General features: G+C 40.6%; 16 protein-coding genes. 14 read left to right on the top strand and 2 right to left on the bottom strand.

Going from position 1 to position 22,007, the window contains the following annotated elements; translation table 11 throughout:
• Positions 1 to 62 precede the first annotated feature (62 nt).
• The 12 genes from ACE1AT_RS28825 (at position 63) to ACE1AT_RS28770 (ending at position 15,198) form a co-directional block, all read left to right on the top strand.
• A complete protein-coding gene (locus ACE1AT_RS28825) occupies positions 63 to 1,229 on the top strand; it encodes a glycosyltransferase (protein WP_374874569.1) in 1,167 nt (388 codons plus the stop codon).
• Positions 1,230 to 3,026, top strand: a complete 1,797-nt coding sequence (asnB, locus tag ACE1AT_RS28820; RefSeq protein ID WP_374874568.1) for an asparagine synthase (glutamine-hydrolyzing) — start codon at positions 1,230 to 1,232, stop codon at positions 3,024 to 3,026.
• The gene (locus ACE1AT_RS28815; RefSeq protein ID WP_374874567.1) at positions 3,023 to 4,237 is read left to right on the top strand and encodes a glycosyltransferase; all 1,215 of its coding nucleotides are present in this window, start codon (positions 3,023 to 3,025) and stop codon (positions 4,235 to 4,237) included. Before asnB ends, ACE1AT_RS28815 begins: the two co-directional genes overlap by 4 nt.
• A gap of 31 nt (positions 4,238 to 4,268) precedes the next feature.
• Positions 4,269 to 5,072, top strand: a complete 804-nt coding sequence (locus tag ACE1AT_RS28810; RefSeq protein WP_374874566.1) for a 2OG-Fe(II) oxygenase — start codon at positions 4,269 to 4,271, stop codon at positions 5,070 to 5,072.
• 201 nt (positions 5,073 to 5,273) lie between these two features.
• Entirely contained in the window at positions 5,274 to 6,326 is a 1,053-nt protein-coding gene (locus ACE1AT_RS28805) for a glycosyltransferase family 1 protein (RefSeq protein WP_374874565.1), read from the top strand.
• A gap of 189 nt (positions 6,327 to 6,515) precedes the next feature.
• A complete protein-coding gene (locus ACE1AT_RS28800) occupies positions 6,516 to 7,106 on the top strand; it encodes a YdcF family protein (protein ID WP_374874564.1) in 591 nt (196 codons plus the stop codon).
• A 54-nt stretch (positions 7,107 to 7,160) separates the two neighbouring features.
• Entirely contained in the window at positions 7,161 to 8,897 is a 1,737-nt protein-coding gene (locus tag ACE1AT_RS28795; protein ID WP_374874563.1) for a carbamoyltransferase, read from the top strand.
• A gap of 236 nt (positions 8,898 to 9,133) precedes the next feature.
• Positions 9,134 to 10,771 (top strand): GUN4 domain-containing protein, encoded by a 1,638-nt coding sequence (locus ACE1AT_RS28790; RefSeq protein ID WP_374874562.1) that lies wholly within the window; start codon positions 9,134 to 9,136, stop codon positions 10,769 to 10,771.
• Positions 10,772 to 10,919: 148 nt separating this feature from the next.
• Complete coding sequence (locus ACE1AT_RS28785; protein WP_374874561.1) at positions 10,920 to 11,645, top strand: Uma2 family endonuclease; 726 nt, start codon at positions 10,920 to 10,922, stop codon at positions 11,643 to 11,645.
• 3 nt (positions 11,646 to 11,648) lie between these two features.
• Positions 11,649 to 11,780 (top strand): hypothetical protein, encoded by a 132-nt coding sequence (locus ACE1AT_RS28780; RefSeq protein WP_374874560.1) that lies wholly within the window; start codon positions 11,649 to 11,651, stop codon positions 11,778 to 11,780.
• Positions 11,777 to 13,126 (top strand): cysteine desulfurase-like protein, encoded by a 1,350-nt coding sequence (locus ACE1AT_RS28775; protein ID WP_374874559.1) that lies wholly within the window; start codon positions 11,777 to 11,779, stop codon positions 13,124 to 13,126. Before ACE1AT_RS28780 ends, ACE1AT_RS28775 begins: the two co-directional genes overlap by 4 nt.
• A gap of 506 nt (positions 13,127 to 13,632) precedes the next feature.
• Positions 13,633 to 15,198, top strand: coding sequence for a GMC family oxidoreductase (locus ACE1AT_RS28770; RefSeq protein ID WP_374874558.1), 1,566 nt, complete (start codon positions 13,633 to 13,635; stop codon positions 15,196 to 15,198).
• A gap of 18 nt (positions 15,199 to 15,216) precedes the next feature.
• On the opposite strand, the gene alr is transcribed toward ACE1AT_RS28770, so the two are convergent.
• Positions 15,217 to 16,401 carry an alanine racemase gene (gene alr, locus ACE1AT_RS28765; protein WP_374874557.1) on the bottom strand — a complete coding sequence of 395 codons (1,185 nt, stop codon included), beginning with the start codon at positions 16,399 to 16,401 and terminating at the stop codon, positions 15,217 to 15,219.
• Between the two features lie 437 nt (positions 16,402 to 16,838).
• Between alr and ACE1AT_RS28760 the strand changes: the two genes are divergently transcribed.
• Positions 16,839 to 17,336 (top strand): HNH endonuclease, encoded by a 498-nt coding sequence (locus ACE1AT_RS28760; RefSeq protein WP_016860699.1) that lies wholly within the window; start codon positions 16,839 to 16,841, stop codon positions 17,334 to 17,336.
• 425 nt (positions 17,337 to 17,761) lie between these two features.
• Positions 17,762 to 19,060 carry a bifunctional oligoribonuclease/PAP phosphatase NrnA gene (locus ACE1AT_RS28755; protein WP_374874556.1) on the top strand — a complete coding sequence of 433 codons (1,299 nt, stop codon included), beginning with the start codon at positions 17,762 to 17,764 and terminating at the stop codon, positions 19,058 to 19,060.
• Positions 19,061 to 19,137: 77 nt separating this feature from the next.
• Here ACE1AT_RS28755 and ACE1AT_RS28750 read toward each other — a convergent pair whose 3' ends face one another.
• A complete protein-coding gene (locus ACE1AT_RS28750) occupies positions 19,138 to 21,984 on the bottom strand; it encodes a carboxypeptidase-like regulatory domain-containing protein (RefSeq protein WP_374874555.1) in 2,847 nt (948 codons plus the stop codon).
• Between the last annotated feature and the right edge of the window lie 23 nt (positions 21,985 to 22,007).

Genomic DNA, 22,007 nt, shown 5'->3' with positions numbered 1-22,007 from the left:
AAAATATTTATTATATAATTTAATTAGTAACAAAAACAAAGTATTGAAGTTATTATTTATATATGGGATATTGCCAATTACAGCGAAAAAAATATCAAAATTTATACCTTTGGTTTCCTAATATTTTTGAATTTAAAGGTGGAATACAAGTCTACTCAGCCTTTTTACTTGAAGCATTACAGAGCTTATATCCTCATATTGAGTATGATGTTTTTCTCAAGCACGATACTTACTGTTCACCAAATTCTTCTTTTATAAGAAATACCAGATTTCACGTTGCAGGAAATTGGCATATAACTTTACGGACACTTGCCTTTGCCACCCAAATAATAGGACATGGGTTTTGGCAACGCCCTAACCTGGTTATCACCTCTCATCTCAACTTCACAGTTGCAGCCTATTTACTGAAACGTCTAACTGGTATACCTTACTGGACAGTTGCCCACGGTATAGAAGCTTGGGATATTGAACCTTCTACTCTAAAGGTTGCTCTCCAAAATGCCGATCGCATCTTAGCAGTGAGCAACTACACTCGCGATCGCCTCCTGAAGCAAGGCTTTAACCCAGGTCAAGTTTTAGTTTTACCCAATACATTCGACGCCAATCGTTTGAGAATAAAGACTAAGTCTTCTGTCCTCCTCAAAAGATATGGGTTGAACGCTGAACAACCGATTATCCTCACTGTTGCTAGACTTTCCAAATCAGAACAGTACAAGGGCTACGACAAAATTCTGACAGCTTTACCCCAAATTCGTCAAACTATCCCTAATGTTCATTATCTTCTAGTAGGTAAAGGAGATGACCAATCACGCATTGAAGAGTTAATTTCCAAACTTCAACTCCAAGACTGTGTAACCTTAGCTGGGTACGTCCCTGATGAAGAATTGAGCGACCACTATAATCTGTGTGATGTCTTTGCAATGCCAAGTAAAGGTGAAGGGTTTGGTATCGTGTATTTAGAGGCACTAGCCTGTGGAAAGCCTACACTTGGAGGTAATCGAGATGGAACACTAGACGCACTGTGTAATGGAGAACTAGGGGCGCTTGTCGATCCAGATAATACAGAAGCGATCGCCCAAACTCTAATTCAAATATTACAGGGCCAGTATCCAAATCCCATATTATATCAACCAGAGTTACTCCGACAGAAAGTGATTGAGAGATTTGGCTTTAAAAGTTTTCAACAAACTCTTGGCAGTTACCTAGAACACTACTTTGAATATATATAAATGTGCGGTATTGCAGGCATTCTTACAACTGAATCCTACCAAAATAATCTGGAACACTTGATTGTGTCGATGCAAAAAGCATTACAGCATCGAGGACCAGACGATCAGGGAGTGTACATTGCAAAAGATCGTCAAGCAGCTTTTGCTCATACTCGTTTATCAATCTTGGATCTAAGTCCTGCGGGACACCAACCCATGTCCACACCAGATGGACGCTACTGGATTACATTTAATGGAGAAATATACAATTTTCATCAGTTACGATCTGAACTAGAAGCCCAAGGAGAACAATTTTACTCTCAAACTGATACCGAAGTCATCCTCAAGCTCTATCAGCGCATTGGCACAGACTGTGTTAAACAGCTGCGAGGAATGTTTGCCTTTGCTATTTGGGATGACCTAGAAAAAACCTGCTTTCTAGCACGCGATCCTCTGGGTATCAAACCTCTCTATTACTGGCACTCAGGTTCAACATTAATATTTGCCTCTGAATTAAGGTCACTTTTAGCCTCTGGTCTTCCTAAAATTTGCTTAAGTCAAGAAGGATTGTATGGCTATTTGACCAGTGGCTCGGTTCCTGAACCTCTAACACTGATTGAAAATATTTGCATGTTGGAAGCAGGAAACTGGTTGTTTTGGCAAGCAGGAAAAGTTCACCAGTCACGGTATTGGCAAATAGCCTTTGCAGCCGAATCGATAGCTGCCCCAGAGGCAATTACAATGGTTCGCAAAGCACTCCTCGATTCAATTGAGCATCACTTTGTTAGTGATGTTCCGGTAGGAGTTTTCCTAAGTGGCGGCATTGATTCTACTGCCGTTGTTGCCCTTTCCCGTCAAATTCAATCTGGTTCATTAAATACATACTCCATAGCCTTTGAGGAATCAGAATGGAATGAGGGGGACTTGGCTCAAAAGGTAGCAAATAAATTTAACACCGAACATACTGAGTACAAAATCACGGCTTCTATGGGGCGATCGCTACTGCCCCAATATTTAGCTGCGATCGATCAGCCCAGTATTGATGGCTTTAATACATTTTGCGTGTCTCAGATTGCCCATAAATCCGGAATGAAAGTTGTGTTATCCGGGTTAGGTGGCGATGAGCTGTTTGGTGGCTATAGATCGTTTCAAAAAGTGCCGCGAATGGTTCACTTCGGTCAGCAGTTGCAGCCACTTAAACCATTAGTTGCTTCTATTGGTATCGGCTTAGAACGCTGGGGAAGGTCAACACAGGTTCGGCGGTTAGGAGATTTTTTACAGCAATTTCCCAGTCCTGTCGTTGCATATCGCAGTTTCCGAGGCATTTTCTCCCATTGGGAAGCTTGTCAGATCGTGAAGTCTTACTTTCCGGACCGGGAACTACCCTCTCGTAACAGCCCTTACATAGAAAGTAATAGTCCACCTTCTTTGGAAGATGAAATTAGCTACATGGAAATTAGCCACTACATGCGAAATCAGTTACTGAGAGATAGTGACGTTATGAGCATGGTTTGGGGACTCGAGTTGCGAGTTCCTCTTGTAGATCATAACCTGCTAGAAACAATTGCCTGTATTCCTAGCAATTTGCGTCTAGCTCCTGGCAAACAACTCCTGATTAAAGCTGTTCCTGAAATACCCGACTGGATTGTTAATCGTCCCAAACAAGGATTCTTTTTCCCTTATGAGCGTTGGATGCAAGCAGAATGGCAGGACTATTTCCAGGAGATTAATTGCCCTGCTAATATTCCCTTAAAACCCTGGTATCGTCGCTGGAGCATAGCAATTCTCCAGCATTGGTGGAGGACTATTTCACGATGAAAATTCTGCATGTGATTCCCTCGATAGGTCCTAAGCGAGGTGGTCCGAGTAAAGCTGTCTTAGCAATGGTTAAGGCATTACGAGAGTGTGGGGTCGATACTGAAATTGCCACAATCAACGACAATGGTCCATATGTGCTAGATGTTCCTTTTAACCAACGAATTGAGTATGAAGGAGTACCAGTTTGGTTTTTCTCTAAGTTTTCTCCACAAATTCAAAGGTTCGCCTTTTCTGTAGGTGCGGATAAAGGGTTTATATTTTCTACAGATTTGACTCGATGGCTTTGGCAACATGTCAAAGACTATGACCTCATAGAAACTCACTATATTTTCTCCTATGCTTCTACCTGTGCTGGGATATTCGCTCGATGGCAAGGAGTTCCTTATGTAGTCCGGACAATAGGCCAGCTGGCTCCTTGGGGATTAACTCAGAGCCGCTTGAAAAAACAGTTATATAGTCTGCTAATCGAGCGACATAATCTGAACAATGCCGCTGCTATTCATTGCACCTCAGCTAGTGAAGCTGAAGATGTTCGTAACTTTGGCATTAAGACTCCTACTATTACCTTACCTTTAGGAGTAAATCAACCAATTTATTTGCCAGATGCCAAGCAAAAGCTTCACTATCTTTACGAAATTCCCACTGATACACCTGTAGTGTTGTTTCTTTCTCGCCTTCACTACAAAAAGCGTCCCGATTTACTGGTGCGATCGCTCGGTCAATTAGCTGCTCAAGATTATAATTTTCATCTCATCTTAGCTGGCTCAGGAGAGCCAGACTATATTGACGATCTAAAAAATTTAATAGCATCCCTTGGTTTAAGTTCTCAAACTTCATTTACTGGTTTCGTCACGGGTGATAATAAACAATTACTACTCCAAGGCTGCGATATCTTTGTCTTGCCTTCGTTTTCTGAAAACTTTGGCATAGCAGTAGCAGAAGCTATGGCAGTAGGATTGCCAGTAATCGTTACTCCTGGTGTGCAAATAGCTCCGGAAATTGCCGAAGCCAGAGCTGGACTAGTTGTAGAGGGAGAAGAGGATACTCTAGCAAATGCGATCACTCAATTGCTCAAATCTCCAGAACTACGGCAACAACTAGGTAAAAACGGTCAAAATCTGGCAAATAATCGATACTCTTGGAATGCGATCGCTCAAAATTTAAGCACCGCTTATCAATCTATCCTTGCTCAAAAGTCTATTCATAAATAAGTAGCAGTTAATCAAAAAAAAGGAGTCAGAAATGATTAATTACGAACTCTTGGAAAGCCGCATTGATGAGTATGCCCAAAAATTTCGTGAAGCTAAACCCCACAGACATTTAATCATTGATGGTTTTTTAGATCCAGAAGTAGCAATGCAAGCCTACCAAGTCTTCCCAAAAATGGAAGAAATGGACAAGCTCAAAGATATCAGGCAGTATAAAGCCCAAGATCCTGACATTAGTAAATTTGATCCCATATTTAGCAAGATAATTTTTGAGCATCTCCAATCGCAACGCCTCTTGCAAATACTGACGAAAATTACTGATATTCCTAACTTATACGCCGATCCAAAATTGTATGCATCCGGACTTGCTCAGGGTACTAACGGTAGTTTCCTGAATGTTCATATTGATAATAGCTCTCACCCTGCTGAACCCTGGTATCGCCGCCTCAACATACTAGTTTATCTAAATCCTAACTGGACAGAAGAAAAAGGTGGTCACTTAGAACTATGGTCTCCAGATATGTCTGAATCTGTGGCTATACTGCCCATTTTTAATCGGATGATGCTTTTTGCCACCGATAAGCAATCTTGGCATGGTCATCGTCGCGTAAATACACCCGATGGCGATACTCGCAAATCTATCAATATTTACTACTTCACTGAAGAATCTCCAGATGGCACAGACTATTATCACGTAACTTCTTTTCGTGGTCGCAAGAATGAAGTAGTTAATAAAGTTCTCTATCCAGTAGACAATCTTGTTCGTACAATCGTTCGCACAATCAGACCCAAAAAAGATGCTCATGCTGTCCTTTATGAAAGAGATAAAAATGATTAGTTTATCTCAATAAAACTGAGCATACACTGTCTTGAAAATGGGTGTAGGGGTGTAGGGGTGTAAGGGTGGTGGAAGAGTTATATTTTTATATCATCGTCGTTTAATTGATCACATACTCTTCTAGCTTGAATAGCTTCCGCAGGTTGTCTAAAACGAAAATCTACGGAAGAAAAATTTATCTTTAGTATTTGCAAAACACATATGTATATAACAAGAACCAATCAATACTTTATTTGTCAATCATCTCTAAATCCAATTCCCTGGAATATATCAGATGCTGATGAAACCTTCCCTGTTGATTGTGTTTATTTTGGCAAAGTTTTTAAAGCTATGGAAAAGGATTTGAAGGTGAAAGATTTAACCTTCTACCTTACCTGGGACATTAATCAGCTTCCTTCTTATGGGCAAAATGTTGTTGCGATAGTTCTAGGAGACGAGTGGTGTCGCATACCAAAGTATTTTCAGAAAGTGAAAGCCATATTTAAATGTTATGGCACACGTCCAATGCTTGGGTGTAACCCACTACTTAATCCTTCATATCTTAATATCATTTCATTCATCCAATTCTTCAGAAATTATGCCGCTTCTTTACCAAGAAGATTACAATATAGACTGTATAAATTTAAAAATATATATTTAGGTGTGTTAAAACATCCATATATATATGAGATCCCTTTGGGATACTACAATCAAATAGAACTTCCAGTTAAAGATATAAAAGAACGTTTATATGATGTTTTTTTTGCTGGAAGTCTAACGCTGGAAGCATCTCATAAAGAGTCTTTTCTAAAGCGTGTTTTAAGCGCCAAAGCTGTCTCTAGACAGCAAATGATATCAAAAATATATAAAATACAAGAAAAGGATGTTGATTTAAAAATTGAATTATTAATTCAACCGAGTTTTGGTTTTCAAGGTACAAGACATGACGCAGCGAAAGTATACTCGGAAAAATTAATGAATACTAAAATTTGCTTAGTTCCTAGAGGTAGCTCCCCAGAAACATTTCGTTTTTTTGAAGCATTAAGGTATGGCTGTATTATCATATCAGAGAAATTACCTTCTCATTGGTTTTATAATGGAGCGCCTTATATTGAACTGAGTAAATGGGATGAATTAGAAAATATACTGATCAAGTTGAAAGATGATGAAAATTTGATGCAAAAAATGCATGAACAATCATTAGATTGGTGGAAAACCAAATGTTCGGAAGATGCTGTTGGTGGATATATGGCTGAAAAACTAAATTCAATCTAAAAAAGCCTTCTAGTCTACTTTTTTTCTAAACTCGACCTTATCCAATCAAACAGTTTTCACAAGCCGAGTAATCCTCCCTATATATATTCAACAACTACTGCTGGATTAACTCTACTGTTATATAGAAAATCTGAAAATATTCTGGTTCCTATCTACACACTGGGAGTGAAAAAACATAGGAGGAAACCATTGAAACGGTTGCATCCTCAACTCAAAAAATATTGGATTTTGGCTTTCATAGGTTTTAGTCTCACCCTGTTTAGCATAATTCCTATTCGTTTGGCGATCGCTTCTTACCAAGCTCCTCAACCCCAAGCTATTCTCATGCTTGGTGGTACTTCACTGGGAGAAAGGGAAACATTTACTGCTGAATTTGCTCAGTGGTATCCATCCCTAGAAATTTGGGTTTCTTCTCCTAATATTAATCCTAATAAGGCACATCAAATTTTTCGAGATGCAAATATCCCAGATCAGCGTGTTTATCTAGATTACCGTGCTACTGACACCGTCACTAACTTTACTACACTCATCTCAGATTTCCAAAAACACAGAATTCAACATCTGTTTTTAATTACCTCAGACTATCACATGCCCAGAGCCAAAGCGATCGCCACTATCATCCTCGGTAGCCAAGGAATTGCCTTTACTCCACTTTCTGTTCCATCCAACCAACAAAAAGAACCTATATTTCCTATTCTTCGTGATATTGGTCGCTCCTTTTTTTGGATGATCACAGGTTACACAGGAGCTAGCCTTAAATCTGATGTAGTTCGTTATTAAGCAAAAATAACTTTCAAATTTTCTAACTCATCTATAAATCAAAGTAAAACTCACATGAACATTCTTGGAATTAACGCTTATCACGGTGATGCATCAGCTTGCTTGATTCAAAACGGTCAACTTATTGCTGTAGTCGAAGAAGAACGGTTCACCCGGATTAAACATTGGGCTGGGTTCCCGGCTCAATCTATCCGCTACTGTTTGCAAGTGGGTGGTATTAGTGCAGCAGACTTAGATCATGTTGCTGTCTCTTTCAACCCCAAAGCCAACCTCAACCGCAAATTACTATTCACCCTGCAACAACGTCCTTCTCTATCATCACTTTTGGATCGGTTTAGTAAACAAAGTAAATCTGCGAGTCTCAAGGAACAGTTAGCAGAAGCTTGCCACTGTCAACTAGAAGACATTAGCGCTCCTATCCATACATTAGAACACCACACAACCCACCTAGCCAGTACTTTCTTTGTTTCCCCATTTGAAAAAGCTGCTATTTTATCTATTGACGGGATGGGTGATTTTGTGAGTACCCTTTCCGGTGCAGGCGAAGGCAATCATCTTGAGTATTTCTCCCGTACTCACTATCCTCATTCTATCGGTTATCTTTATAATGCCATAACCCTGTATTTAGGTTTTCCTGCTTATGGTGATGAATATAAAGTTATGGGATTAGCACCTTACGGGGAACCAGAATATCTGGAAGCATTCCGGAAAATTATTTATCCCAAAGGCGATAGTTTTGAGTTGAACTTAGATTATTTCACTCATCATGAGCAGGGTATCGCCATGAAATGGGACAATGGTGCGCCCCAGGTTGAACCTTTCCACAGCCCAGAACTCGAAAAATTACTAGGCCCAGCGCGACAACCCAAGTCAGAAGTGACATCAAAACATCAAAATATTGCAGCATCTGTGCAAGCAGTCACCGAAGAAATTATATTTCATTTAATCAACCGCTTGAGCGATCGCTACAAGAGTGAAAATCTCTGTTTAGCAGGTGGTGTAGCGATGAACTCTGTTGCGAATGGCAAGATTACTCAAAATACTCCTTTTAAAAACGTATATATTCCGGTGGGCGCTGCTGACAATGGTACATGTATTGGAGCAGCCTTCTTTGTTTGGAATCAAATGCTCAAACAACCTCGTCATTTTGTTCTAAATCATGCCTATTGGGGTTCGGAATTTACTGATGAAGAATGCTTGCTAGCATTACAGTCTCATGACTTGCAACCCAAACACCTAGAAACAGAAGCCCTACTCAACCAAGTTGTTGATTTTCTGTGCGAAGGTAAAGTAGTTGGTTGGTTCCAAGGCAGAATGGAATTTGCTGCTAGGGCTTTGGGGAACCGTTCTCTCCTTGCTGATCCGCGTCGCTTGGATATGCGCGATATCATTAACCTCAAAATCAAGTTCCGGGAAAAGTTCCGCCCCTTCGCTCCCAGTATCTTAGAAGAAAAAGTCGGTGAATATTTTGAACTCGATGAACCTGCGCCGTTCATGGAAAAAGTCTTTAAAATTCGTCCAGAAAAAAGAGAGTTAATTCCTGCTGTGACTCATGTTGATCGTACAGGGCGTTTACAAAGTGTCAGTCGTCAAACAAATCCTCTCTATTGGAACTTAATTAACACTTTTGCTCAACGCACAGGTGTTCCTATTGTTCTCAATACGTCTCTCAATGAAAATGAACCCATTGTTCGGACTCCGACTGAAGCAATTCAATGCTTCTTGAGAACTAACATGGATGCTTTGGTATTGGGTTCTTATTACGTAGAACGCAGTGATATTAAATCATAGATTGAGTGGCATGATACTTGTACTCGATTTATCTAATTTTTTTGCATATGTCCTGAAGAACTCTGATATCTAACGTATTAGTGTAGAGACTTTCACTGTAAAGTCTCTTTTATAACTATGCTCCTGTTTGGTTATTGTTGGCGGGTGAGCTAATTTTTAGTTGACTTATCTGTCAATTAGAGACATAACAACGAGCAATGACACTGAAGTTCAAGTGGTAAGCACACAACTAAAAAATGACAAAAAACTGGGCCTTGGTAATTGGTATCAACCAGTATGAGTTCCTGCAACCCCTCAAGTATGCCAAGAGAGATGCACAGTTAATGCAGGAATTTCTCTGTAATGAAGCTGGTTTTGAGCAGGTTTGCTTGTTCTGTGATAACTCACCCAAAGGGTTGGAGACTTCTACTTACCCTCCTCAGAATAACTTGTTGCAATTTTTACAGGATTTCTTTGAGAAATCCTGCTTGGAGCCAGGAGATAACTTTTGGTTTTTCTTCAGTGGTCATGGCATTGTACATGCCAATCAAGACTACCTCATGCCCTGTGACGGGAATCTACAAGATATAGAAAATACGGCAATTCCCGTTAATTATCTGACTGAACGTTTACGTAGCTGTGGAGTTGGTAATGTTATTCTCATCTTTGATGCGTGTCGTCATCAGAACAAAACTTTTGGGGAAAAATTTGGGCGACAAGCTCAACAAACGGCACTTCAAAATGGATTCACCAGCATTTTTTCCTGTAGTTTCGATGAATACTCCTATGAAATTGAGACGTTAAAACAAGGAGTGTTTACCTATGCATTAGTGGAAGGTTTAGGCAATCAGGGACAATGTGCCACAATAGAACGTTTGAATCAATATCTCAGTTTTCGGGTTCCACAACTTGTTCATCAATATAAACATGCTCGACAAACACCCTACATAGTTGCTGAACCAAAACCCAAGTCACACCAAATTATTCTACCAAAACATGCGACTTTAGACGATATTTCTAAACTCAAAATCAGTGCTTTTCAGGCTGAAGTTGACAACAATCTGGAACTAGCAGAACAACTATGGATGCAGGCGAATACAATAGCTTCTACTCCAGATTTAGATGTGATCGCAGCAATGCAAAGAATTGCTCAGTTGCGGTCTGAATTTTTATATTCTCAAACCAATATTGTACTCCAAACTTCTTATCTAGAAAAAAATGGAAGGTTAAATTTACCACTCCAAACATTAGAAGTAACAAGCACTAATCATTATCACAATCAGGTCAATCAAACAACAGAGAATTTTCTCCAACTTAACAATATTTCAGTCTTCAATTCCAACTTTAAAAACGATAAAATTAATAACATAGATAATATTAAAGATAAAGATATTCATCTTTGCTCTGCATTAGAAATCAACTATCAGCGATTAAAAGATTTCCTCGCAGCTGGTAAATGGAAACAAGCAGACCAAGAAACTCTCACTTTACTGCTCAAGGCAGCAGATAGAGAAAAACAAGGCTGGCTGAATATTCAATCGATCAATCAACTTCCCTGCATTGACCTTTGTACTATAGACCAATTGTGGCTGAAATACAGTCATGGGCGCTTTGGCTTAAGTGTGCAAAAGAGTATTTGGGAAAGTGCCGGCGCTCAAACTGATATTGATTATGAAATATGGTGTAAATTTTGTGAGCATGTTGGCTGGTGCGTAAATGACGATTGGTTGTTTTATTCTGACTTAACTTTTAGTTCAGATGCTCCTCAAGGACACTTCCCCGCAGCAGGCCTAATTCACTCTTTAACAGAATGGCGAGGTTGGGTTGTAGGTTCTTTGAGTTGTGTGATTGGTTTTTCTGCTCTTATATCTAAAATGGAGATATGCGATTTGTAATAGACTCTAAATTTAGATTTGAATTTAAAATTGTGTGTTGGTAAAAATATCTCAACTCCAATTGTCCCAGCCTTGTTTTTACGCTAATAGCTAGCAAAAACATCAGCTATTGGCTAACCTAAATCTAGTTGGTCACAAATCTATCATCATGTACCAAATAGATCCTCCGCTTTCGCCAAAAGAAGTTCTACCTACCATGTATGATCTCAAGAGTGAAGATCCGGAGGAGTCTGGTTTGCCTGATGAATTTCATATATATCAACCCCAACTTTTACGGGAAACCTTTCGTCCGCCAACTTATTCTCCAGATGAAGTTTTTGTTGCCAGTGATTTAAATCTTTACTACGACTCTCGCCATCCCTTATGGTACAAGCGGCCTGACTGGTATGCAGTGGTTGGTGTCTCCAGATTATACGAAGAAAAAGACCTACGTTTAAGTTACGTCGTTTGGCAAGAAGGAGTCAATCCCTTCGTTGTGGTAGAACTACTTTCTCCGGGTACAGAAAAAGAAGATTTAGGACGTAATCTCAGGGCTATAGATCAGCCGCTAACTAAATGGCAGGTTTATGAACAGATACTGCGTGTTCCCTATTACATAGTTTTTGATAGATACACAGATAAATTAAGAGCATTTATTCTCCAAGCAGACCGTTACACTGAAATAAATTTGGAAGAACAGCGTATTTGGATGCCAACCTTAGAATTAGGTTTGGGGCTTTGGCAGGGTACTTACCAAGGTATCGATCGCTTGTGGCTGCGCTGGTATGATGTCAATGGTAATTGGATTGCTACCCCAGTAGAACAAGAACGTCAAAGAACTGAACGTTTAGCAGCAAAACTGCGAGAATTGGGTATGAACCCCAACGAGTTGTAGGGCGTGGCAATTTCTGGCAATGGTAAGGGCGCAGAGGTTAAAATATTACCAGTTATTGATCATTATTCAGTAAACACTGGTAACTGTTTACTGGAAACTGATTTCGCCTCAAAGCCAGGAGTCGGTCAGCCATGAAAGCACCTCTTGATATAGAATGGATACTTGCTCAGTTTCCGGCATTGACCCAAAAAATTAACAACCAACCTGTGATTTTTTTTGATGGGCCGGGAGGTACACAAGTACCAGGGTCAGTAATAGATGCGATCGCCGATTATCTGGTGAGGTCAAATGCTAATGCTCACGGGACTTTTGCGACTAGCACCCGGACAGATGCGCTAATTGATTCGGCTCGAACTGCGGCGGCTGATTTTCTTGGATGTCACCCAAGCGAAGTAGTCTTCGGTGCAAACATGACCACCCTCACCTATGCATTGAGTCGGGCGATTGGTCGAGAAATTCAACCCGGTGATGAAATAATTGTGACGCGTCTCGACCACGATGCTAATGTTTCTCCTTGGTCTGCATTGGCCGAACGTGGTGCAACTATCCGGTTTGTTGATATTAATGTTGAAGATTGTACTCTCAACTGGAGCGATCTCGAACAGCAAATTAGCGATCGCACACGTCTAGTAGCAGTTGGGTACGCTTCTAATACAGTCGGTACAATTAATGATATCGCTGCGATCGCCCGACTTGCCCATACTGTCGGGGCGTTAGTTTTTGTCGATGCAGTCCACTACGCACCCCACGCTCCTATTGATGTGCGATCGCTCGATTGTGATTTTCTTGTCTGTTCTGCCTATAAATTTTTTGGGCCTCATGTCGGGGTTCTCTACGGGAAACACGAACATTTAGCCCGTCTCCAACCTTACAAAGTCCGCCCCGCTTCTGATGAAACACCAGCTCGTTGGGAAACAGGTACACTAAACCACGAAGGTTTAGCAGGGATGGTGGCGGCGATTAATTATTTGGCAAAACTCGGTTGTCATGTCTCGCCTTCAGTGGAAAGTCAGTTGCTTTCTAGTCTCTTAGAAGCTGATACGGGCAAATGGGAAACATTTCGCTGTCCCCCCAGACATGCAAAATCGTCATCTTATCCCAATCGGCGTACGGCTTTAGTAACTGCAATGACAGCTATTCAACAATATGAAGCAGAACTCAGTAAACAATTGATTTGTGGGCTTTTGGATATTGGTGGCTTAACTCTCTACGGAATTACCGATCCAGCACGTTTTGCTTGGCGCACACCAACGGTAGCATTTCGACTAGAGGGACAATCTCCCCAAATGGTGGCAAAAATTTTAGGCGATCGCGGTATTTTTACCTGGTATGGTAATTTCTACGCCATAAACTTGACTGAAAAGCTAGAAGTAGAAGCTAGCGGTGGTTTGTTGCGAGTTGGATTAGTACATTACAACACAGTGGCAGAAATTCAGCGGTTGTTGGAAGTATTACATGAGATAGCAATGCTATCAAAATAATTTAGAAGTGTGGCAACCCGAAGATCAGCAATCATGCTGTGATTTAAGTTTTACTTAACTATACGCAACTCACATCTTTTCAGATTTTTGAGCATTTTTTGCAACTGCGGATCTTTTTTGGAAAATAGCATCGGCAAACAGGTTTGCTGACGCCTACATCTGTCGCAAAGCATACTACTTTACCCCCTTTTGTGGATTTTGCAGAGATTGGTTGCTCCAGAAAAAGCTGACTCTAGGGAGATAACTTTTCTGGAATGTTAGTGTGTTAGGAGTAGTATTTTTATCACCCTACTATCTTGACTTGGGGATCACTCCATGTGGTATCAGAGGAGTTAAAAAATACTTAAAGTTTATTTAAACCACGTCTACTTTGAGAACTGTAGTCGTCATTTGTCATTGGTCATTGGTAGAGACGCGATGTTCCTCGCGTCTGCACTTTTTGAGCTTGCTTGCTTTTCGTAACACAGTTAGGTTTATTTCCACCGACTTACTTATTAACAAAAATAATGTACGATTATGTAATTATTGGTGCAGGTTCAGCAGGTTGTGTTTTAGCAAATCGCCTCACTGAAGACCCAAACACAACAGTATTATTGTTAGAAGCAGGGAACTCAGATCAAAAACAAGAAATTCATATTCCCGCAGGTTTTCATAAGTTATTTAAAACAGAATATGACTGGGCTTATTACACAGAACCACAGTCTCACCTCAACAATCGCCAATTATATTGGCCTCGTGGCAAAGTCATCGGTGGAAGTAGTTCAATTAATGCGATGATTTATATTCGTGGTAATTGGCGTGACTATGATGATTGGCAGGAATTAGGTAATTTAGGCTGGAGTGCAAAAGATGTACTTCCCTACTTCATCCAAGCTGAAAATCAGAATGTGCTGAAAAATGCATATCACGGCGTAGATGGACTTCTCAACGTTACCAATCAGCGCTGTATTAATCTACTTTCTCATGCCTTTGTTAAAGCAGGACAACAAGCAGGTTTTTCACTGAATTATGATTTCAATGGTGCAAAACAAGAGGGAGTAGGATTCTATCAAGTTACTCAAAAAGAAGGGAGACGTCACAGTGTCGCAGCAGCTTATCTGAAGCCAATATTACGACGTTCCAATCTTACAATTAAAACCAATTCCCAAGTCACAAAAATCAATTTTTCAGGTAACAAAGTTTTTGGTTTAACCTATATTCATAATCAAGTCAGACATGAAATCAAAATTGCCAAAGAGATTATTTTGAGTGCTGGTGCGATTAATTCACCACAGTTATTAATGCTCTCAGGAATTGGAGATGCGGAAAATTTAAAATCTCTGGGGATTCCTGTAGTCATAAATTTATCTGGTGTTGGCAAAAATTTACAAGATCATCTGTGTGTACCTGTTGCCTATAAATGTACACAATCTATATCTCTCGCAAATGCAGAAAAGTTTAGAAATATTCTGAAGTATGTAGTTTTAAAAAATGGCCCTTTGACCACAAATGTTGCAGAAGCAGGAGGTTTTGTTAAAATCCATCCTGACTTAGCAAGAAGTGATCTACAATTTCATTTTGCGCCTGTTTTTTTCCTAAATCACGGTTTTATCCGACCAGAGGGACATGGATTTACTTTCGGTGCGACTCTTTTATATCCGCAAAGCAAAGGTAGCATTAATTTACGTTCTATTAATCCTTTAGAAGCACCCATCATTCAACCAAATTATTTAGAAAAAGAAGCTGATTTAGAAGTTTTGGTAGCAGGTGTCAAACTATCGCGTCAGTTAGCAAAAATGCCAGCCTTTGATTCTTATCGGGGTGAAGAATTAGTCCCCGGTTTGCAGGTACAGAATGATGAAGAAATACGTGCTTATATTCGAGACACTGTAGAAAGTTTGTATCACCCAGTTGGCACTTGCAAGATGGGTAATGATTCTATGGCGGTAGTTAATTCCCAACTGCAAGTACACGGAGTTCAAGGACTGCGAGTAGTAGATGCATCAATTATGCCATCTATTATTGGTGGAAATACTAATGCTCCTACTATTATGATTGCTGAAAAAGCTGCTGATTTAATTAAAAATTCTTGATAGCAAGATAATAACTACTTAAATTACACCTAAACGAGGTAGACGATGTTTGAAACCGCAGAGGATTTCCCAGGAAATCGTGTTTAATTGATTTGCCCAATCATCAGCAGATATTTGTTGTTTACCGTCTTGACCGAGTAAAGTGACTACTTCACCTTCTTGTATATCTGGTAAGGCACTGATATCTAGCATCAGCTGATCCATTGTAATCGTACCGATTTGTTGCACTCGTTGACCACGGATTAATACCTGCATTTTATTGGAAAGATTGCGCGGTACACCATCTGCATAACCAATTCCGACAACAGCAATACGCATTTCTTGCTTGGCGATAAATTGATGACTGTAACTCACACCAGTACCAGCAGCAATGGTTTTGACTTGAGTAACTCTCGCTCTGAGTTGCAAAACAGGTTTGAGATCAATTTGCGATCGCAAATGTGTAGCTGGGTAAAGTCCATAGATCAACAAACCTGCACGCACCATATTGTAGTGTAATTGTCTATCGCTGAGGGTAGCGGCTGAATTTGCCAAGTGCAAGCAAGGTGGTTTAATTCCTAACGCTTTAATTTGAGCGATCGCTTCTTGAAAGCGACGGTGTTGTAGTTGCATGACAGTCGGATCAGGACTATCTGCTGTTGCTAGGTGGGAGTATACACTAGCTATCTTTAAATGTGGCAAATTCTGGACTAGCTGAACAAACTCGCAGGCTTGTTGCCAATTAGTTCCCAAGCGGGACATACCCGTGTCTAATTTAATGTGTACAGGTATAGGAGAACTATGATTGATCGCTTCTAAAATATTAGAAAAAACTAGGGCTTGTTTGGGACTGCATAGTGTAGGTTGAAGTCCCCAATGAGCGATCGCATAAATTTGTTCTGGAGTATGAGTTGCACCTAAAATCAAAATCGGAGCTTTAATTCCAGCTTCGCGTAATTGAATTCCTTCTGGAACTGTAGCAACACCAAGCCAACTTGCTCCTGATTGTAATGCTGTTTGAGCAACTGTAATTGCTCCGTGTCCATAAGCATCTGCTTTCACAACAGCCATTAGCTGGGTATGTGGTGATAGGAATTGACGCAGTTGTTGGACGTTATGCGACAAAGCCATTAAATCAATTTCCACCCAAGCACGTTGTGAAAACCAAGCATAAGTGTCACATTGCCCAATTGCAACACCCTGAGATTGCTCATGACTTAACATCCTGTTTACTCCTATCACACCACTGTTCTACTTTCAGCTTATATACTTATTCATATTGCTGAAAGTTACTCTGGAATAATCACAGAAGTTTACCGCTCATCGCGTCAAGGCACAAGCCTCATGCTTTACCCAAAAAATAAGGGTGTAGGGGTGTAGGTTTTTAATAAAGCAATGAGTGATGACTATAAAACTAACGGAATAATCATCGTTTCATAAGTTCCTACACCCTTAAACCCTTATACCCTTACACCCTAAAACCAGCATTCTTTGGGCAAAGTGTAAAAAACCTACGCCTGTCAGCATACCCTTATAGCCCTACATCCTTATTTTTCTACTCAATTTAGACCAAAAATTCAGGAGTATAATTTATTCTCATTACCGAACCAGAGTAAATTATGTGTTAATATATGTAAAACTAATACCTCGAACGATTATCAATGGGGAAGGTTTTAGTACTGAACGCCTCTTATGAACCGCTCAATATCACGAGCTGGCGTCGTGCTGCGGTTCTCTTAATCAAGGGTAAGGCAGAGCGGGTAGAACACAATGGCAAGTTTCTCTACTCCGGTTTCCCGCTTCCAACGGTAATCCGATTGCGCCATTATGTCCGGGTTCCCTATAAAGAAATTCCTTTGACGCGTCGAAACATATTGCATCGGGATGGTCACACTTGTCAATACTGTGGCTACACAGGAGATGAGTTGACCTTAGATCATGTGTTACCGCGATCGCGTGGAGGAGGAGATTCCTGGGAAAACATTGTTACAGCTTGTGTCCGCTGCAATGTTAAAAAGGGTTGCCGCACCCCCCATGAAGCACATATGCTGCTACGCCATCAACCTCGCAGACCCTACAGCAGTTTGTACTTTGAGGTCACAAAGCATCTCAAAACTGGAACACACAAGGAGTGGCAAAAGTATGTTATAGGCCTTTAACAATTACCTTTTTTAATATCAATCGGTAAAAGTTTTTTATAGCTTTTGCTGTTCACCAAGTGTGGACGAGGTTGGTTTTTTTGGCTTGTTGTCGGCTATTTTCCTCTTTACAAGCTGGCGTAGGAGTTTGTAAAGTTTTATTGCGGATTTTTTATCAACCTCGTCATTATAACACATTTTGCGGTTTTAGCAAGTAGTTCAATTTTTTAATTTGCCAGAATATAGTAGATACAGCAAATTGATTTATAGATAAAGCATACTTCGGTTATTCGCCAAATATATGTAGAAAAAATAGACCCATATATACATTCTCAAGTTCATTGATTTTTGCGAAGATCGAGATAGTGTGGCTAAACCAGTGATTTGCTGGTTGTAGTCTTGATTGTTGAACTTAATATCACGCCACACTGTACAAACCATTTACTATGCAGTTTCATTCTTCCCTTACTCAGTTTGAGAGATTGCCATTGACAACAGATCCAACTCCAGAAGCGAATCCGGATGAGGTAGACATAGACAAAGAGTCTTTGGATGCTTCACTCATCAGGCAGTCAGCTGGAACGATAACATCAACAGAAGGAGGCAATTCTCTAGGTCAGCGTGCCAATTCTGTGACACTACAGAAATCAGAAGAATTGCGTCAGCTGATGCTTGCACACCGTCATGATCGCCAGTTAGTAATTCTGCAAGATTTCCCTGATCCAGACGCTCTTTCTTCTGCTTGGGCTTACCTGTTAATCGCTCAACAGTATGATATTAAGTGCGAGATAGTCTACGCTGGTACTCTCAGCCATCAAGAAAATATTGCCCTTGTGAAGCTAACTGGTCTACCAGCTACTCGTTGTTCGCTGCCCAATCTTAAAAGCAAAGATTTGTCTTCTTACCAAGGTTATGTCTTAATTGATAACCAAGGAACGACCTCTGGATTAGTGCCAGTGGTGCAACAGGCAGGAATTCCACTAATGGCAGTTATTGACCATCACAATTTGCAAGGAGACCTCAAATCAGAATTTGTTGATATTCGTCCTGCTGTCAGAGCTACAGCAACAATTTTTACTCAATACTTACAGGCAGGGTTGCTGCCTTTAGATAACAGTGTTAATCAGCATGTCAAATGTGCAACAGCCTTAATGCATGGTTTGCGTTCAGATACCAACCTGCTCATGCAAGCCAGAGAAGAAGATTTCATGGCAGCAGGCTATCTGAGCAGATTTTACGACGCCCAGCTACTTAATGCCATACTGCAAGCTAACCGTTCTAAACGGGTGATGGATGTGATTGAGCGATCGCTCAAAAACCGTATCGTCCAAAATAACTTTTCCATTGCTGGAGTCGGCTACTTGCGCTACGACGACAGAGACGCCATTCCCCAAGCCGCAGATTTTCTCGTCACCGAAGAAAACGTCCACACTGCCCTAGTTTACGGTATTGTTCACGATGAAGACGAAGAATTAGAAGTGGTAGTAGGCTCTTTGAGAACAACTAAACTTACCCTAGATCCTGATGAGTTTATCAAAGAAGCTTTTGGACAAGATAGCAGTGGTCGATTTTTTGGTGGTGGACGCACCAGTGCAGGTGGTTTTGAAATTCCTATGGGTTTCTTATCAGGCAGTAACGAGAATTCTGCTTATGCAAAAATGAAGTGGGAAGTTTTCGATACTCAAATTAAGCAAAAGCTGCTGAGATTAGTTAACCCCAAAGACAATCCGATTCAATCAGAATAAGTCATTGGTCATTGGTAAAGGTTTGGTGGATGTTTTCTTTTCCTAACTTGCGTTATGTTTCTTTGGTCTGACTTGCTCTAATTTTGCTGGAGATTAATTTCTTGAAATGATTGAGAAGATTCTTCTAATTGCAAATTATCAGGTAAAGCTGGTTTGCCGTTAACTTCTAGAGCATAATTTCCTTGTGGCAATCCTTCAAGATAATAAACTCCCGCACCGTTAGTCACAGATAATCGCCGCAAACCTGAGTTTGCTTGAACAGCTTCTACCCGTACCCCTGCAACTGGCTGGCCTTTAACATCAGTTACAACTCCGGTACGGGTGTAAGATTTGATTAGAGGTAACTCTACTGTTGTATAACTACCAGCGACAACATCCACGGCTAAAGCGTCTGTTGTAGCTTTCCAATCAAGGGGAAACCCTGCTGGATCGAGATCAAGGCGATATTTCCCAGGAGACAAACGCACCAAAGCTGCTTCATTTTGAATTTCTGGTTGGAAAAACTTCAAGGGACGGTTATTGAGGATCAGCATTAACTCTAGCTGATTGAGATAAACAGCTTCATTAGGATCGCGTTTGCCATTTTGATTGCGATCAAAAAATGGTTGAATCAATATACCGCCTTGGGTACGAAAATAGTTAGAACGTCGGGAAGAATCAGGCTTAATTCCTCTTTGCATGTCAAAGCTAGAAACTAACTCTATCCCAAAACTCGGTTGATCTGAAGTGAGGGATACCCCTTGGTAACGTCCCCGCAGCATTATACCTGGGATAATTGTTGTTCCCAAGCTGGCGATCGCTCCTGAACCTTGCGAACCAATACCATAACCTAGTTGTGCTTCCCACAAGTAACTCCCATCAATGGCGCGTGCTGGAGAACGATAACGCCAACTCGCACTAGCTAGACTATTTTCCTGGGTGAAAAAATTACTAGTTTCGTAATTCACAAGCAATGAATGTCCTGTATCTAAAGGACTTTTCCCGGAAAAATTGTAAGCCAATTGGGATAGAGAACCAACTTCATTTCCACGAGTTGTAAATTCCATATCACCCAAGCGTTGCAGAAAACTCCAACGGAAGTGATTTTGACTATCTAAAGTAGCACGAGCAAAGGTAAAAGAATTTTTCCCACTATGGGAAATTTCCAAACCACCAAAAGCACCATCTCGACTGTCATAACCTCCAAGGAAACCCAGCCAAGGAAAGATTCGCCAATCGAAATTAAAATTAGAACCAAAGCGATCGCTAAAAAATCGGGTACGTGCAGTCCGAGACAAATCAAACCGAATATCAGCGTTCACATCCCAGTGATTATTTTCATCCCCGCTTAAAGCTGAAACAGCTACTGTTAAAGGTAAATTTTGCGGCTGATAAAATATTTCTCCCAACCCCCGAAATGAATTGTCATAAACTCCACCAATTCCTATAGTTAAGCTTTCCGACAAACCCCAACGTTGAGCCACACCCCCTCTAAAATCAGTAAATTCTCCCAATAAATTTGCACTATCTGTGGAAAATTTCCTCCGCAAACCACCAGAAAAAATCAACGCATTCGCACCAGCTGGTAATTGTCCTGGTGCGGAAGAAAAAGTCAAATCGCGAATTTCAGGTGCTTCGGTGAGTCGTCCTTGGGGGTAAAGTAGTAGGCGGTAATTACTAGCTAAAAAACGACTATTAACTTGAAGATTGTCAAAACGATAAATACCAGAAGAATCTACTAAGACTTCTGCAATTGGGCGATCGCTAAAAGCTTGAGTCAATCTTACCAATGTTCCTGGCTCTGCTTTTCCTGTAATCACTCGCCCAATTTCAGCAGCTTGCAAACGCTGACGCGGATCTGGGGTCGCACCTAACAATGTTTCTTTTGGCTTATATCCCTGGCGCTGAATTGTCGTGAAACCCCAATAATCCCCTGTTTGTTGACCAAACCAAAACGGTGTCTGTGAACCAAGAATATAATCAGCTCGATTTGTCTGGCGCAGAAATTGAGCCTCAGAAATTTGCCAAGTAGCAGCATTTTTGAAGTTTGGTTGATTGGCGCGGATAAACCAACTACCACCTAAAGCTGTACCAACCGCTGTCAAGTTACCTTGATAACTAGTAGCATAATTAGTCAAACCATTAACATACAAACGTTGTTCAACATTAGTAATGCTAAAATCTGGAGGGATAACTTCCGGTAGTCCCGCCATTTCTGGTGGCGCTTCTTGGGGTTCGCTAAATACCTGCGGTACTGGAGTTTTTAACCAAGGTGGAAGTAAGCGCACTGCATAATCATTGATATCAAATTCAGCCGGAACGCCAAATAAAGTTTGCAAGTCTTGCACAGAAAAAACTAACCCTAATTTTGGGTCATTGCGGAGTAGTTTGGGATTAATGCGAATCACAAAACCAGGCGCACGCACTTCTTGCAGCCCATCTGGCAAGGGTGTAACATTTAAATTTAAAGCCTGAATTACCGTATCATAAGGTATGAGCCATTGCTCAAAGTCAATGGCTTGCATTCCGTCTTCTTTTCCTCGTACTAAAACACTTTTAATGATATTGCGCTGTCCGACATCTAAGCCTACAGGAAAAACCTGAGAATTCCCAGCGATGGAAGGAATTGATGATCCTGTTGCTGCGGTTGATTTCGATACAGAAGTTTCCGGGACAAAGCTTTCTGGTGGTGTGATCGAAGGGATAATTTGTGGTTGAATAACTGGAGCGATCGCCTGATTTTTGTTACCGGAGCTAGTTTTTAAATCTGCAACTAACTTTTGATGACTAATAGAAAATTGTGGTTCTGAAATCTCTGGTAATGTAGATTTTGGATTGATTTTTGTAGTCTCTTCTGTGACTAAATTAAAATGTTTTCTACCAATATTTACAGATATTAAATAGCTATCATTAGGTAATTCTGGAGGAGATATTACATGAGTCATATTCACAAAAAATTAGCTTTTTG

The organism is Pelatocladus sp. BLCC-F211, assembly GCF_041928655.1.
Classification (GTDB): domain Bacteria; phylum Cyanobacteriota; class Cyanobacteriia; order Cyanobacteriales; family Nostocaceae; genus Pelatocladus.
The sequence above is the reverse complement of the archived record's forward strand: the minus strand, read 5'-3'. Positions and strand labels throughout refer to the sequence as shown.

Excerpts from the sequence above, each read along its gene's own strand:
- ACE1AT_RS28825 (WP_374874569.1), top strand. The coding sequence starts at position 63 with ATGGGATATTGCCAATTACAGCGAAAAAAATATCAAAATTTATACCTT.
- asnB (WP_374874568.1), top strand. The coding sequence starts at position 1,230 with ATGTGCGGTATTGCAGGCATTCTTACAACTGAATCCTACCAAAATAAT.
- ACE1AT_RS28815 (WP_374874567.1), top strand. The coding sequence starts at position 3,023 with ATGAAAATTCTGCATGTGATTCCCTCGATAGGTCCTAAGCGAGGTGGT.
- ACE1AT_RS28810 (WP_374874566.1), top strand. The coding sequence starts at position 4,269 with ATGATTAATTACGAACTCTTGGAAAGCCGCATTGATGAGTATGCCCAA.
- ACE1AT_RS28805 (WP_374874565.1), top strand. The coding sequence starts at position 5,274 with ATGTATATAACAAGAACCAATCAATACTTTATTTGTCAATCATCTCTA.
- ACE1AT_RS28795 (WP_374874563.1), top strand. The coding sequence starts at position 7,161 with ATGAACATTCTTGGAATTAACGCTTATCACGGTGATGCATCAGCTTGC.
- ACE1AT_RS28790 (WP_374874562.1), top strand. The coding sequence starts at position 9,134 with ATGACAAAAAACTGGGCCTTGGTAATTGGTATCAACCAGTATGAGTTC.
- ACE1AT_RS28785 (WP_374874561.1), top strand. The coding sequence starts at position 10,920 with ATGTACCAAATAGATCCTCCGCTTTCGCCAAAAGAAGTTCTACCTACC.
- ACE1AT_RS28775 (WP_374874559.1), top strand. The coding sequence starts at position 11,777 with ATGAAAGCACCTCTTGATATAGAATGGATACTTGCTCAGTTTCCGGCA.
- ACE1AT_RS28770 (WP_374874558.1), top strand. The coding sequence starts at position 13,633 with ATGTACGATTATGTAATTATTGGTGCAGGTTCAGCAGGTTGTGTTTTA.
- alr (WP_374874557.1), bottom strand. The coding sequence starts at position 16,401 with ATGTTAAGTCATGAGCAATCTCAGGGTGTTGCAATTGGGCAATGTGAC.
- ACE1AT_RS28760 (WP_016860699.1), top strand. The coding sequence starts at position 16,839 with ATGGGGAAGGTTTTAGTACTGAACGCCTCTTATGAACCGCTCAATATC.
- ACE1AT_RS28755 (WP_374874556.1), top strand. The coding sequence starts at position 17,762 with ATGCAGTTTCATTCTTCCCTTACTCAGTTTGAGAGATTGCCATTGACA.
- ACE1AT_RS28750 (WP_374874555.1), bottom strand. The coding sequence starts at position 21,984 with ATGACTCATGTAATATCTCCTCCAGAATTACCTAATGATAGCTATTTA.